This is a genomic window from Pseudomonas sp. G(2018) (genome assembly GCF_005502415.1).
Lineage (GTDB): Bacteria > Pseudomonadota > Gammaproteobacteria > Pseudomonadales > Pseudomonadaceae > Aquipseudomonas.
This window is the reverse complement of record NZ_SCOO01000007.1, coordinates 23,312-38,472: the sequence shown is the minus strand read 5'-3', so window position 1 is coordinate 38,472 and position 15,161 is coordinate 23,312. Positions and strand designations below refer to the sequence as shown.

The following is a 15,161-nucleotide window of genomic DNA, read 5'->3' as shown; positions in this document are numbered from 1 at the left end:
TAATTTATGTAAGGCGACCCGATGACTTCAACGCGCACCACCACCCCCCCCTCAGGCATGGTCAGGGTGCGCGGCGCCCGGGAACACAACCTCAAGAACATCGATGTTGATATCCCCCGCGATGCCCTGGTGGTGTTCACCGGGGTGTCGGGTTCGGGGAAGTCTTCCCTGGCGTTTTCGACCCTGTACGCCGAGGCGCAACGGCGTTATTTCGAGTCCGTGGCGCCTTATGCGCGGCGCCTGATCGATCAGGTCGGGGTGCCGGATGTCGATTCCATCGAAGGCTTGCCACCGGCAGTGGCCTTGCAGCAACAACGGGGTACGCCGAGTACGCGCTCTTCGGTGGGCAGCGTCACGACCCTGTCGAGCCTGATCCGCATGCTGTATTCGCGCGCCGGCAGTTATCCGGCGGGGCAGCCGATGCTGTACGCCGAAGACTTTTCGCCGAACACACCCCAGGGCGCCTGTACCGAATGCCACGGTCTGGGTCGGGTGTATGAAGTCACCGAAGCGCTGATGGTGCCGGACCCGAGCCTGACCATTCGCCAGCGTGCGGTCGCTTCCTGGCCATTGGCCTGGCAGGGCCAGAACCTGCGGGACATCCTCGTGACCATGGGCTACGACGTCGATATCCCCTGGCGTGAACTGCCGAAAAAACAGCGCGACTGGATTCTCTTCACCGAAGAAACCCCGACGGTGCCGGTGTATGCCGGGCTCACCCCGGAAGAAACCCGGGTCGCCCTCAAGCGCAAGATGGAACCGAGTTACCAAGGCACCTTCACCGGCGCGCGGCGCTACATCCTGCACACCTTCACCCATTCGCAAAGTGCGCTGATGAAGAAGCGCGTCTCGCAATTCATGCTCGGCAGCCCTTGCCCGTTGTGCGACGGCAAACGCCTCAAGCGCGAGGCCTTGTCGGTGACCTTCGCCGGCTACGACATCGGCGAGTTGTCGCAGATGCCATTGCTGCAAGTGGCCGATGTACTCAGGCCGGTGGCAGCCGAGCATTATCTGCAGGAGGGCGAGGAGGCGGGTGAGGTGCTGACCCACAGCCAGACCCGCGAGGCCCGAGAACAGCGCGTCGCCCACGGCGCCAGTGGTCACGCCAATGCGCCGGATGTACGGCACACGCCGAACCTGTCGGTGGAAAAACGCCTGGCCGCGCAACGGATCGCCCAGGACCTGCTGGAGCGGGTCAGCACCCTGACCGATCTGGGCCTTGGTTACCTGGCACTGGAGCGCAGCACCCCGACACTGTCGTCCGGCGAATTGCAGCGCCTGCGCCTGGCAACGCAGCTGGGTTCGCAGCTGTTCGGTGTGATCTACGTGCTGGACGAACCATCTGCCGGCTTGCACCCGGCCGATGGCGAGGCGTTGTTCGAGGCCCTGCAACGCTTGAAAGCCGCCGGCAACACCTTGTTCGTGGTCGAACACGACCTGGAAACCATGCGCCGCGCCGACTGGTTGATCGATGTCGGCCCGGCGGCGGGCGAGCATGGCGGTCGGGTGCTGTACAGCGGCACGCCCATGGGGCTGGCCGATGTTACTGATTCACAAACCCGCGCTTATCTATTCGCCGAGCACATCGCCAAATCCCGAACCTTGCGCAAGCCAAGCGATTGGCTGCGTCTGGAAGGCATCACCCGCAATAACCTGAACAACCTCGACGTGGAGTTTCCGCTGGGCTGTTTTACCGCGGTGACCGGGGTTTCGGGTTCGGGCAAATCCAGCCTGGTCAGCCAAGCCTTGCTGGAGCTGGTCGGCGCGCACCTCGGTCGCCCTACCTCTGACAGCGACTCGCAAGAGCCGAGCCTGGAAGACGACGCGCCGCAAGTCAGCGGTGGCCAGGTCACGGCGGGACTGGCGTCGATCAAGCGTCTGGTGCAAGTCGACCAGAAACCCATCGGCCGCACCCCGCGTTCCAACCTGGCGACCTACACCGGGCTGTTCGACAACGTGCGTAAGCTCTACGCCGCCACGCCCGAGGCCCTGGCGGCGGGTTATGACGCCGGACAGTTTTCCTTCAATGTCGCCAAGGGCCGCTGCCCGACCTGCGAAGGCGAGGGTTTTGTCAGTGTCGAGTTGTTGTTCATGCCCAGTGTTTATGCACCATGCCCGACCTGCCACGGTGCCCGTTACAACCCCGAAACCCTGGCAATCACCTGGCAGGGGCGCAACATCGCCCAGGTGCTGCAACTGACCGTGGACCAGGCGGTCGAGGTATTCGCCGAGCAAGCAGCCGTGCGTCGTTCGTTGGAGGTACTGCGCGATATCGGTCTGGGTTACCTGCGTCTCGGCCAACCGGCGACGGAGCTGTCCGGCGGCGAGGCCCAGCGCATCAAGCTGGCCACCGAGCTGCAACGCAATCAACGCGGGGCGACGCTGTACGTGCTCGATGAACCCACCACCGGGCTGCACCCGCGGGACGTCGATCGCTTGCTTGAACAGTTGAACAACCTGGTGGAGGCGGGGCACACGGTGATCGTTGTCGAACATGAAATGCGCGTGGTGGCGCAGAGTGACTGGGTGATCGATATCGGTCCAGGGGCTGGGGATCAGGGTGGGAGGATTGTCGTAGCGGATACGCCGCATAAAGTGGCCAGGAGCAAAAAGAGCCGGACGGCGCCATTCCTTGCCAGGACTTTAGGCTCGGCTTGAATGAGCGCCGGGCAAAGGTTTTATCGTTTTTGATACAGGGCGACGAACGGACACCGCTGGTCAGACAGATGGTCGACAGAACCGGCCAACCAAGGCCATTCTGATAGTTGGCGAACGCAATCAGTCGCGTTTGCTACCGATTAACAAACGGAGGTGTTCCATGCCGGTGCCCCACGACCTTTTTCAGGATCTGAAACGCACAAAGGAAGAAATCCAGAAGAAACGCGCCGAGGATCCGTTACTGGATTCACTGATCAACAAGTATTCCCAGGCGGATAAAGCTGTGGTGGAGGCAGAGGAAGCCAAATCCAGCGATGACGCGGTGACCAAGCTCAAGGCGAAGCGCTTGGAGGTCAAGGACAAGATCGTCAAACAACTCCAGTCGTCGTCCTGATTCAGCGTAATGAGTCACCGACGACCGGTGATTGAACCGTTGGAACGGCGATTAAAACCGGCACTTCGAGTGTTCAGAGTCCGAATAACGGGCTCCATGCGAGGTGCCACATGCAACAGAATATCCCCGCGAAAAAACACCAACAATCCCCGTGGGAGCGAGCAGGCTCGCTCCCACATTGTTATCCGGGTTATTTCTCCAAGGCGGTACTCAATGGCAACCGCACCATGTTCTTCGCCTTCAGCGAGCCGAAATACAACCACTCCCCATACTCACGCACCGTGGTAACCGGCGAGTAATTGCCGCTGCTGCCATCCTGCAGGTTGGCGATCACCTTGCCCTCGATGTCCAGGCCCAGGGCAAACGCGCGTTTCTCTACCGGTTTGGGAAGGATCGTCATGGCCCGCACGATCATCTTGCGCACGAACGGATGCGCCGCCGTGGCATCGAGCAGTGCGTTGCGCGGCGCGTACAACGCCACCCAGAAACGGTCGCGGCCATTGAATGCCAGGTTATCCGGCAGCCCCGGCAGGTTGTCGATGAACAGATCGTGAGTGCCGGCCTTGGGGCCGCTGAGCCAGTAACGGCTGATACGATAGGCGCCGGTTTCGTTGACCAGCACAAAGGCATCGTCCGGCCCCAGGGTGACGCCATTGGCAAACTCCAGCTTGTCCAGCAATACCGTGGTCTTGCCGGTCTGGAAGTCATAACGCAACAAGCGTCCGTCGCCACCGTGCTCGATGATGGCCTCGCCGTCCTCGCCGTAGCCGAAGCGGCTGGAGGCGTCGCTGAAATAGGCGTAGTGCCCGGACTTATCGATGGCCACGTCATCGGTGAAACCGAAGGGTACGCCGGCGGCTGTCGTGGTCATTGCCACCAGGCGACCCTGGGCATCCAGCGACAGCAAGCCCTTGACCGCGTCGGCGATCACCAGCAAACCATTGGGGTGCCGAGCCAGTCCCAGGGGCCGGCCACCGGTATCGGCCAGGACTTTGGTGACCTTACCGTCGAGACTGGTGCGGATCAGCCGACCGTCATGCAAACCGGTGATCAACGTATCGCCTTCCAGCAGCAGCGCCTCCGGGCCGTCAATGTTCGCGGCACCGACCCGTTCCATGCCCTTGAGACGTTGATTATCGGCATAGACGCCGCTGGTGAGAGACGGCGCGGGCTGCGGCGTCCAGGCCACCGGTTGCACTTTGGTCGGCATCAGCAGCAGGAACGCGCCAATGGCAATGATCACCAGCAACAGGCAGTGGTGAAATCTGATCCGTCGACTCACGCATTGACTCCGGACTGCGCCAGGTGTTTTTGCGCCATTTCGCGCAATGCCAGCATCGACGCCGCCGACTCGCGATCGATCCGGCGCCTGAGCAGCAGTTTGTTGGCGATGCGCATCCCCAGGCCGCTGAACTGATACTCAAGCGTGCGGATAAACCGCGTGCCGTCGCCCTTGGACTCACACTCATACATCAGTATCAACGACAGACCGTGATCGCCCTGAGCCTGGGCAATCCAGCGCCGCCCCGGCAGGTACTCGTCCACCACCCAGCTCAGATGCCCGTCACGCCCGCCGGCACGGATGTCCTCTTCGAACCGCGCACCGGCATGCAGGGGACCTCGCTGTCCGTTGATCTTGAGCGATGACGGATGCCATTCCGGCCAACGGGTCACGGTGCTGGCGTAGGCGAGTACGTCGATGGGGTTTCCAGCAATCTCGATCTGATGCTTCATGCGGGTCATGGGCGTTCTCGTCGGGTACGGGGTGGCCTGCTCCGGCTCCCAGTAGAGGGTGCCGAACAGATAATCCATCAGCGGGAAAACGATGTTGAAATTGCGCTCCTGCATCATTTCGCGGCGGTGGTGCAATTCGTGCAGGCGCCGCATCTGGCGGATCCACGGCAGGCGCGTCAACGGATTGTGCGGTGGCAGGTGTTCGCAGGCGTGAAACACCTCATAGGCCAGGTAGCCGAGGACCAGACAGCCCGCGACCAGCCCGGCGACGTTGGCATCGAACTGCTTGAGCAGCCACCAGATCGGCAAGGTGATGACCAGGGTGTGCAAGACGATCAACCAGGCCGGAAACAGAATCACCCGCCAGTCGCGGGCGCTGTTGTAGGTCATGTACCCGGGTGCGAAAAAACTGTGATGGTCGCCGGCATGGCGAGAGTAGAACATTCGCGCAAAGGCTTTTTTGTGATGGCCCAGGTGTCGATGCACCAGATACACACCCAGGTTGAAGAACAACAAGGTCAGCGGCACCGCCAGCCACGCCAGCGGTTGCACCTGGTGCACCGTACTCCAGAATGCGGCAATGGCCAAAATGCCGAACAGCAGCACGAAGGCGCCATGCAGCCACGGGTTGTAGAGCGGGTGAATGTTGGCGCGGTAACGGCTGCGGAATGCTTCGGTGGTCTGCCTCACTGCAATCACCTGTCGTTATTGTTATCTCCAGCAGATTAGTCGATCCCGACGTTTTGTTTGGATGAACCTTGAGGACACAACGGCCATGATCCGGTGCAAACCGGACTCAGGTCAGCGGGTTCCAGCGTTGCGACCAGTCGTCATCGATCTTGATGACTTCGCGCAGCAAATCGAAGGCCCGTTGCAGGGTTTCCGAATCGCGGTCGCGGGAGTAGACCAGGTACGTCGGGTAACTGAACTCCGGGGCCTTGGGCACTTGCTCCAGCACGCCGCTTTCCAGATAACTCTGCACGACGCGGGTGCGGAAGTAGCCGCTGCCGCCATTTTCGAGGATGTACTGCAAGGCCAGCGGGCCAAGGTTGAAGCTCAGGGCCGCCTTGGCTTTTTCCGGCAGGGCGGCATCGTGCTGGCGACGGAAATCCTGGCCCCAATCGATGTACACATAAGGATCGGCGCGCCCGGGTTGGCGTACGAGGATGAGTTTTTCTTCCAGAATCTGCTCGACTTGCAGGCGCGGCCAGTATTCGGGCTGATAGACCAGTGCCGCATCCAGCACCCCGAGTTCCAGTTGGCGCAGCAGATTTTCACCGTCGCGGATCTCCATGCGCAGCGCATGGCTGGGGATTTTTTCCCGCAGTTCGCCGGCCCAACTGAGCATCAACGGATTGCACAGGCTGACCTCGCCACCGATGTGCAGCACGTCGTGGTATCCCTCGGGCAGCGGCAAATCCCGGCGCGCGGCTTCCCAGGTTTCCACCAGTTGATTGGCGTACACCACGAAGGCTTCGCCGTTGGGTGTCAGGCGCGCCCCGGCACGATTGCGCACAAACAGGGTGCTGCCCAGCTGGCTTTCGAGTTTCTGAACCCGCGCGGTGATCGCGGTCTGAGTGACATGAAGCTTCTCGGCGGCCGCGGCAAGGCTGCCGTGGCGGACGATTTCCAGAAAGGTGCGGGCGAGATCGATGTCCATGGGGTGGCCGGTGAGGAGAGTGCCCGCATTGTAAGAGCACTCACCATCTGTGGCGAGTGAGACGCTTGTTCTTACAGGAGTTGTTTTGGAATTCAAAACGCAAAGCACGAACAGCCAAACGCTCCCCAGAACTCTCGAAAATCACTGACCGGTGCATTCGACAATCGCGCCCGCTCATGACTGTGCGCATGCACCGCACAGGCCCCGACGCACTGATGAACCTGTGCTGTCAGCGGTGCTGCTCTCCAGTGCCCCGGCACCTTGGCCACCGGCGACCACTCCGGCACCACCGGGATCGGTGGCGGCCCGAGTTTTTCGAACTCGGCGCTGCCGTAGACAATCTTGCCATCGACGATGGTCAGTACCGCTTCGATGTCCTTGATCCCGTTGTCCTCGATGTGGAAGTAGTCCGCCGACAGTGCAATGAGATCCGCCAATTGCCCGACCTTGATCTGGCCTTTCTTGCCTTGCTCGGAGGAGAACCAGGCGCTGCCGTGGGTGAAGATTTCCAGTGCGGTATCGCGGCTCAAGCCTTGCGGGTACAGCTCCAGACCGCCGACGGTGCGCCCGCTGACCAGCCAGTACAGTGAAGTCCAGGGGTTGTAACTCGACACCCGTGTGGCGTCAGTGCCGGCGCCCACCGGCACACCTTCGGCTAGCATGCGGGCAATCGGCGGCGTGTGTTCGGCGGCCTTGGCGCCATAGCGCTCGACGAAATATTCGCCCTGGAAGGCCATGCGATCCTGAATCGCGATGCCACCGCCCAGGGCTTTGACCCGCTCGATGTTGCGAGGGGAGATGGTTTCGGCGTGGTCGAAGAACCAGGGCAATCCATCAAAGGGGATGTCGCGATTGACCTTCTCGAACACGTCGAGCATGCGGCTGATGGATTCGTTGTAGGTCGCGTGCAAGCGGAACGGCCAGCGTTGCTCCACCAAATGGCGGACCACCGGTTCCAGGTCCTGCTCCATGGCGGACGGCAGGTCCGGGCGCGGTTCAAGGAAGTCTTCGAAGTCGGCGGCGGAGAACACCAGCATTTCCCCGGCACCGTTGTGCCGCAGGAAGTCATCGCCCTGATGCAACTTGACGCTGCCGGTCCAGTTGCGGAAATCCGCCAGCTCTTCCTTGGGTTTCTGGGTGAACAGGTTGTAGGCGATGCGCACTGTGAGCTGTTGGTCCTGGGCCAGTTGCTGGATGACTTGATAGTCGTCGGGGTAGTTCTGATAGCCCCCGCCGGCATCGATCGCACTGGTGACCCCCAGGCGATTGAGTTCGCGCATGAACTGACGCGTCGAATTGACCTGGTACTCCAGCGGCAGCTTCGGCCCCTTGGCCAGGGTCGAGTAGAGAATCATCGCATTGGGGCGGGCGATCAGCAGGCCGGTGGGGTCGCCATTGGCGTCGCGCTGGATTTCGCCGCCGGGCGGGTTCGGCGTGTCGCGGGTATAGCCCACCACCTTCAAGGCTGCGCGGTTGAGCAGGGCGCGGTCGTAGAGGTGCAGGATAAACACCGGTGTGTCGGGGGCGGCCTTGTTCAGTTCGTCAAGGGTGGGCAGGCGTTTCTCGGCGAACTGGAACTCGTTCCAGCCACCGACCACCCGCACCCATTGCGGCGTCGGGGTACGGTCGGCCTGCTCCTTGAGCATGCGCAGTGCATCGGCCAGCGACGGCACGCCTTCCCAACGCAATTCGAGGTTGTAATTGAGGCCACCACGGATCAGGTGCAAGTGCGAGTCGTTGAGGCCGGGAATCACCGTGCGTCCGTGCAGGTCGATGACTTGCGTAGCAGGTCCTTGCAGGGCCATGGCCTGGGCATCGCTGCCCACCACCACGAAACGCCCGTCCTTGATCGCGACGGCACTGGCCTGGGGTTTCTTGCGGTCGACGGTGTGCAGGCGTCCGTTGTACAGGATGAGGTCGGCGGGCGTTTCCGGCATCGTTTTACTGCCTGCGAACAGCGGACTGATCCAGGCACCGATGGCGCCCGCGGACAAGCCTTGCAGTACGTGGCGGCGGTTCAAACCGTTAGGGTCGTCAGATGGGCTCATACCGGTGCTCTCCGCAACTTGAGTCGAGGACAAACAGCCGCTGGCTGACCCAGGCGGCCAGAAGGAATATAGACGGCAAATCCAGGTCGGGCCGTTTTCCGGAGCCAAAAACGACGAATCCCGCCACAAGGGGCGGGATTCGTGTGCAGCCAGCGAGACTCCCGAAGCAGGGAGCCGCGGTCTTAGGTCGGGAACAGCTCGGACAGTTTCATGGCCAGCATCATGTCGCCTTCAGCGCGCAGCTTGCCGCCCATGAACGCTTGCATGCCGTCGGTTTCGCCGCTGACGATGCCTTCCAGGGTTTCGCCGTCCATCACCAGGGTCACCTGGGCGTCCGGGTTCTCGCCTTCTTGCAGCTCGCAGGTGCTGTCCTTGACGATCAGCGAGAAGTTCTTGGTGTCGTCGATGCGGAAACCGAAGACCAGGTCCAGACCGGCAGCAGCGGCTGGGTTGAACTTGGCTTTCATTGCTTGTACGGCATCTGCTACGGAGGTCATGGTTTGATCCTTTTTTTGGTAATTAGAGCAGGGTAATAAGAGCTGGGTGATTACAGCCAGGGTCACAATAGTCCGGACTCAGCGAAACGTGATGAGTTCCGGGGCCTTCAGCAGTTGCAGGTGCGCATGACTGTTGAAGGAAGCCAGGGCCACCTCGCGACCACGGAACTTCAGGTGGTTGAGCGAGGTGTTGACGATTTGCCAGTTCAATTCAAAGGCCTGCCTGGCAGGCATTTGTGTAATGAGGTGGAGCATGGCGGTGATGGTGCCGCCGGAAGTGAACACCGCGATTTTCTGGGTGTTGTCGGCACTTTCAAGGATTCTGTGCAGACCGGCCCGAACCCGCTCGACAAAACCCACCCAGCTTTCCAGCTCCGGCGTGTCGTAGGTGCCGGTGAGCCAGCGCTCGATGATCAAGGCGAAGATGCGCTGGAATTCGGCGCGGTTTTGCGCGGCGTTGCGCAGGATGTTCAGGGCTTCGGGTTCGTCCGGCAGCATCGCCGGCAGTAGCGCGCGGATCACCGCGTCGGCGTCGAACTCGTTGAACGCTGAATCGGTTTCCAGGATCGGTACCGGCAGGCCCACCGCGGCGAATTGTTCCAGCGCGCTGTTGGCCGTATGTTGCTGGCGGCGCAAGTCGCCCGCCAGGCAGCGATCGAAGCTGATACCGAGTTCGGCCAGGTGCTGGCCGAGGATTTGCGCTTGGCGAACACCGATGGGCGACAGGACGTCGTAGTCGTCTGCACCAAAGGAGGCCTGGCCATGTCGAATCAAATAGATGCTGCCCACGTCCGCGTCGTCCCGGTACGTTGAAGGTTTGGCGAGGTTATGAGGATGACGGTGAGCTGTCAATGAAAAAACATACGCTTGTTTGAAATGTCTGTTGCAGGCCTGTTGCCAGAGGTTTCATGGCTGGCCGCAAGGCCGGCGCATGGGTATGCTGAAGGTATCCCGCGCGCTTCCATGCCGCGCATCGTCTAAGGAGTCCCTGTGGAGTTTTTGTCCGAGTACGCCGTTTTTCTGGCCAAGACCGTGACCCTGGTGATCGCCATCCTGGTGGTCCTGGCCAGTTTCGCGGCCTTGCGCAGCAAAGGTCGACGCAAGTCGGCCGGCCAGCTGCAGGTCAGCAAGCTCAATGATTTCTACAAAGGGCTGCGCGAACGCCTTGAGCAAACCTTGCTCGACAAGGACCAGCTCAAGGCCTTGCGCAAGTCCCAGGCTAAAACCGAGAAGAAACAGAAGAAAAAGCCCGAAGCCAAACCCCGGGTGTTCGTGCTGGATTTCGACGGCGACATCAAGGCTTCGGCCACTGAAAGCCTGCGTCACGAAATCACCGCGCTGCTGACCCTGGCCACACCCAAGGATGAAGTGGTGCTGCGCCTGGAAAGCGGTGGCGGCATGGTGCACAGCTACGGTCTGGCATCCTCGCAACTGGCGCGTATCCGTCAGGCCGGCATACCGTTGACCGTGTGCATCGACAAGGTCGCGGCCAGCGGCGGTTACATGATGGCGTGCATCGGCGAGAAAATCATCAGCGCCCCGTTCGCGATCCTCGGTTCGATCGGGGTGGTTGCACAGCTACCCAACGTCAACCGCCTGCTGAAGAAACACGATATCGACTTCGAAGTGCTGACCGCCGGCGAGTACAAGCGTACCTTGACGGTGTTCGGCGAAAATACCGAGAAGGGCCGGGAGAAGTTCCAGCAAGACCTGGACATCACCCATCAACTGTTCAAGAACTTCGTCTCCCGCTACCGCCCGCAACTGGCCATCGACGAAGTGGCCACCGGGGAAATCTGGCTGGGTGTCGCGGCGCTGGACAAGCAACTGGTGGATGAACTCAAGACCAGCGACGAATACCTGGCCGAACGCGCCAAGCAGTCCGAGCTTTATCACCTGCACTACGCCGAACGCAAAAGCCTGCAGGAACGCATCGGCATGGCCGCCAGCGGATCGGTCGATCGTGTATTGCTGAACTGGTGGAGCCGGTTGACCCAGCAACGTTTCTGGTGACGTTCGAAGCCACATCCTCATGACCCATCAAAAACCGTGGAGCGATTCCACGGTTTTTTTTGGTCTTCAGTACGGTTCGATTTCTGTCCGGCAGCAGTGCACTTTCCATCGGTTGCTGTCGATCACTCCGACATTGAAACGAGGGCAGATTGGGTAGGGTAATGTTTTTGACGTGACTGCAAAGGAATGCACCATGAACACGTTTCTTCACGAACAGGATTCTTCCCCGCACCCGGCACCCTCTCTACGAATGCGCGACGAATTGAGAGCGACGATAGACGGCGCGCTTCCCCAGACCCCTGACCAGTATGGCGAGCACCTTATCCGCGAAAAGTGGGGGCCGGGCATCGATCCGCAGACCGCGCAACTGGTCACGCTGCATTACGATTATTGGCTACGTCCCGAGCTGGACGGCAGCCATCTGGGGCGAGTGGCGAGGTCGCAGTCCTTGGTTCAGGCGCTGCTATCCGATTATCAGACCATTGGCGACGGTCACTTTTATGAGACAGGTTTCGGCTTCTACGTCCCGCCGGATATCGGACCGTCCATACGCATCATGGAACAGGCCGAGCCGACTGACGATCATCGCACCTATGAAGGTATTTATCGCCGCTCGGAGCCGCAATCCTATGGGCCGCAGACGCAGATCAGCCTGACCCCTGCGAGTTTCAAAAAATGGGTTTGGGAGCTGCAGTTCAAAGAGTTGTATCAGGCCTATGTCGATCAGGCCTGGCCGTCCGACAAGGTGATCGCGGCGCGCGAACCCTACGCCCTGAGGACATCGACCAAAGCCGCTTTTGTCATGACGGCGTGGCTGCAGCGTCAGGAAGATTGCCTGTCTGAAAAAGGTCTGGAATTGGCCATGCAGGCGGCGGGGCTGCCAGCCGGGCAAACCTGGGAAACTCTGACGATCGAACAACTGCGTGCGTGCACGCGCATTCCCGTAAGCGTCCAGGCGAGCCGCTTGAAGCTATACCGATACACGGCAAGGGACATCTGGTGCTACCGCGATCGATCCAGCGGTCGAGTGCTAATGTTTATCCCTGGCAACTCTTCACCGCTGCATGAGTTCGCCGACAGGGGCCAGTTGCGCCAATGGATAGTCCAACAGGGCAAGGCTGGCGAAACGAAGCAGGCGCTGGCTTGTCACTTCGCCGAAGAGGACCGTGACGACGGTACGTTCCATGCCGGAGTACTCACGGCGCTCGATGGCATGGCGATGTTCCCGCGAAAGCACATGCTGTCCAAAGACTCGGGCTTCTTCAACGACGAGGGATACTGGGACCCTGCCGACTACATCGATTTCGAACTGCCTTCCCCGCACGCTGATCCGTTTGCGCAGCTGGTCTTGAACATGAAACGGGCTGCCCAGGCCAGCGTCGAAACGATTCGCGATGATGCTCAGGTCAACCGCGACAACTTGAGTGCGGTCGTCGAACCGATAGCCCAATGGATCACCCGGTTCGGTCCGCTGGCTTTATTTGTGCCTGGAGGAGAGGGATTGATGGTCCTCGCCGGACTGATCGACGCCGGATACGGGTTGGATCAGGCCGTTAACGGCCAGACCGCCAGCCAGCGCTCCCAGGGTGTGACGCGAACCGTGTTCGGTTTGCTCAACGCGCTGCCGTTGGCAATGGGCGTTGCTTCGCTGGGCAGGGATGGGGCGGAGTTGGCTGTGGTGACCAATGTGGAGCGCGAAAGTGGAGGGGCAAGCGGGTCGATCGAGGGGCCAGCCGTTGCACAGACGCCCCGGCAACCGCAATTGCCTTTGCCGACCCGTACGGAGCTTTTGCGAGGAGTAGGGGCGCCGGCCGGCACCTTTACTGATGAAGTACTGGCACAGATCGGCAAGGTCAGCGAAGTCGATGATGACATGCTGCGGCTGATGCAGTCAGGACGCGCGCCGACGCCCCTGCTGGCTGATACTGTCGATCGTTTCAGGATCGATCAGGAGGTGACGGCGCTGGGCGATCCAGGGAACGCGCAGGCTGAGTTCAACCGTCGATATCAGGCGCTCCAGCAGTCGGAGCACCCATGGGTGCAGCTGTTTCAACGTACATACCCCGACCTGCCCAAGGCCGCCGTGGAGCAAGTGCTGGATCGCTATGGTGTCGATTTCACGGCGTCACCCGAACCGGTCCGGGCCAGGGAGCTGTTCAAGCAACTGGACGGCAAGGCGCGCCAATACCAGCAACATGTACGCCTTAATCGAGCCTACGAAGGTCTCTATCTTCGATCCATAACCAATACCGAATCGGACACACTGATGTTGCACTCCCTCAGGGGCCTGCCTGGATGGCCCAAAGGGCTGCTAATCGAAGTACGCGACAGTTCGATCGGAGGCCGGATTCTGGATCGCAGTGGTCCGCTCGATACGCCTGATTGCCGGATCCTGATCAAGTCGGGTAAGCACTATTTACCCCAGCATGCGTCAACCCACGCCGCTGGCGTCACCAATTTTTCCGAAGCTGTCGTGGCTGTTCTGTCCAATGAGGAGCGATCGGCGCTGGGGTTGGTATCGAGCGACCCCGGCACTGAGCTGAGGCTGAAAATCAGCGACCAGCCATTGTCCCGCTCAGAACTGATGCTTGGCCTGGGCAGGATGGAATCACGGTTGCCGTTCGAGGCCGAGGGATTGAGAGGGGGTGTTTATCCGAATACACCTCAAGAGGCGGCACTGACCCAGCAAGCGATGAGGTTGCAACTCAAGGAGATCTATCCCGACTTATCCAATGGCGAAGCTGATGCGATCTTGCAGCCATTGGGGAGCGGGGCTCAGGCTTTTATCGACGGTACAAAACAGCAGTTGCAGCAACTGTATTCGGATCTGGAGACCTGGATTGATCAAGTCGCGGTCGACATCGACGATATGGACGTCGACTTGCTGCAAATGGGGGATCCCGGGACAGAAGGGCTGACGGCCGAGCAAATCGACGAGTACAACGTCGGACGGATCCAGGAAGTGATGCAGTATGAGGGCGAAACTCGCGGTGAGCTGGCGGATGAGCTCATTGCGATCTGGCAAAAAAAGCCTCCCCAGGGCAATAGCCACTACACGGGAAATCACGTTGATGGCTTCAGGATGGACATGAGTAATGAGGATTATCATCGGCTGCCGCTCCTGAATGTCCGGTTCAATGACGTGGTGGAGTTGAATATGAGTAACTTCCACTTGTTCGAACGGGAGACTCTGAATGGCTTTCTCGAACGCTTCCCACATTTGCGAACCTTGAACCTGGAAGGCACGGACTTGCGGTTACCCAACGCTGTAGGGGAATTGGAAAGTGTGTTGCCGCCGACAATCCCCCAGTTGCAGCATCTCACGTCGTTGAATCTACGTTCCACCTGGCTGACCTTCCAGAAGAACACGGTGGCGCAGCCAGTTTTGCTGGACGACGAGCAAGTATTGGCTCTCCCGGAAAACACTGCGGGACAGTTAAGTCCATTGGTCAATTTGCAATCATTGGATCTGAGCGATAACCCGTTGGTTTTTCCCCCTGTTGTCATGGGGATGAGTCAATTGCGGTCATTGAAACTGAGTAATACGGACATCAAGACTTGCCCCGTCGGGATTATGGATCAGCCCTATCTCACAACCCTGGACTTACAGGATAACCAGATCCAACGAGTTCCACAGTCGGTGCTGAATCAGGCTATCGCTAGGGATCGAGTCCTGCTGTGGCGCAACCCGATCAACGACGAGGACACCCTGCAACGATTGGTTTCGCATCGGGAGCAGACGGGCATCAACTTGTGGTTGAACACGGCGGGCAATAACTATGGGGACCCGGCGGTCTGGTTGAACGGCATTGAACCAGCGCTAGGGGATGCCCGGTTACAGTTATGGCAACGACTGGCGCTCAGGCATCGCGGCGGACGGTTTTTAGGGACCATCAATACACTGACGCTCACCCCGGATTTCCAGGTCAACTATCTGGATCTTCAAGCGCGGGTGTGGCGATTGTTGGCTGAAGCCGATGCGTCGCAGGAATTGTGGGGGCGATTGATCCAGGATGTGCGGTTGCCAGGGGGGGCTTTCGACAACCCGTTAGCGGCATTCGCAACATTGGAGGACCGGGCTCGGCTTTACGCCCACTGGGTGGCGTTGGGGCGGCCATTTCCGCCTGTAGGGGAACCCAGGTGACAACTCGCGAGCC

Annotated in this window: 10 protein-coding genes; 4 read left to right on the top strand and 6 right to left on the bottom strand. The window is 60.2% G+C overall.

The genetic code is table 11. From position 1 onward, the window contains the following. Nucleotides 1–21: 21 nt before the first annotated feature. Nucleotides 22–2,658, top strand: coding sequence for an excinuclease ABC subunit UvrA (locus FFS64_RS09200; protein WP_137805103.1), 2,637 nt, complete (start codon nt 22–24; stop codon nt 2,656–2,658). 160 nt (nt 2,659–2,818) lie between these two features. Further along, nucleotides 2,819–3,052 (top strand): DUF465 domain-containing protein, encoded by a 234-nt coding sequence (locus FFS64_RS09195; protein WP_008059225.1) that lies wholly within the window; start codon nt 2,819–2,821, stop codon nt 3,050–3,052. Nucleotides 3,053–3,242: 190 nt separating this feature from the next. On the opposite strand, the gene FFS64_RS09190 is transcribed toward FFS64_RS09195, so the two are convergent. The 6 genes from FFS64_RS09190 to FFS64_RS09165 form a co-directional block, all read right to left on the bottom strand. Next, entirely contained in the window at nt 3,243–4,334 is a 1,092-nt protein-coding gene (locus FFS64_RS09190; protein ID WP_137805102.1) for an SMP-30/gluconolactonase/LRE family protein, read from the bottom strand. Continuing rightward, a complete protein-coding gene (locus FFS64_RS09185) occupies nt 4,331–5,476 on the bottom strand; it encodes a sterol desaturase family protein (RefSeq protein WP_137805101.1) in 1,146 nt (381 codons plus the stop codon). The genes FFS64_RS09190 and FFS64_RS09185 overlap by 4 nt, the downstream gene beginning before the upstream one ends. Nucleotides 5,477–5,582: 106 nt before the next feature. Then, the gene (locus FFS64_RS09180; RefSeq protein WP_095194668.1) at nt 5,583–6,446 is read right to left on the bottom strand and encodes a LysR family transcriptional regulator; all 864 of its coding nucleotides are present in this window, start codon (nt 6,444–6,446) and stop codon (nt 5,583–5,585) included. A 92-nt stretch (nt 6,447–6,538) separates the two neighbouring features. Then, on the bottom strand, nt 6,539–8,383 hold the full coding sequence (locus FFS64_RS09175; protein ID WP_137805289.1) for an amidohydrolase: 1,845 nt from the start codon (nt 8,381–8,383) through the stop codon (nt 6,539–6,541). A 293-nt stretch (nt 8,384–8,676) separates the two neighbouring features. Further along, nucleotides 8,677–8,991: an SCP2 sterol-binding domain-containing protein gene (locus tag FFS64_RS09170; protein WP_137805100.1), complete on the bottom strand. Its 315-nt coding sequence runs from the start codon at nt 8,989–8,991 to the stop codon at nt 8,677–8,679. 78 nt (nt 8,992–9,069) lie between these two features. Further along, complete coding sequence (locus FFS64_RS09165; protein ID WP_137805099.1) at nt 9,070–9,780, bottom strand: histidine phosphatase family protein; 711 nt, start codon at nt 9,778–9,780, stop codon at nt 9,070–9,072. Nucleotides 9,781–9,981: 201 nt separating this feature from the next. On the opposite strand from FFS64_RS09165, the gene sohB reads away from it, so the two are divergent. Further along, complete coding sequence (gene sohB / locus FFS64_RS09160) at nt 9,982–11,004, top strand: protease SohB (RefSeq protein WP_137805098.1); 1,023 nt, start codon at nt 9,982–9,984, stop codon at nt 11,002–11,004. Nucleotides 11,005–11,197: 193 nt separating this feature from the next. Next, entirely contained in the window at nt 11,198–15,148 is a 3,951-nt protein-coding gene (locus FFS64_RS09155; RefSeq protein ID WP_137805097.1) for a leucine-rich repeat domain-containing protein, read from the top strand. Nucleotides 15,149–15,161: the final 13 nt, after the last annotated feature.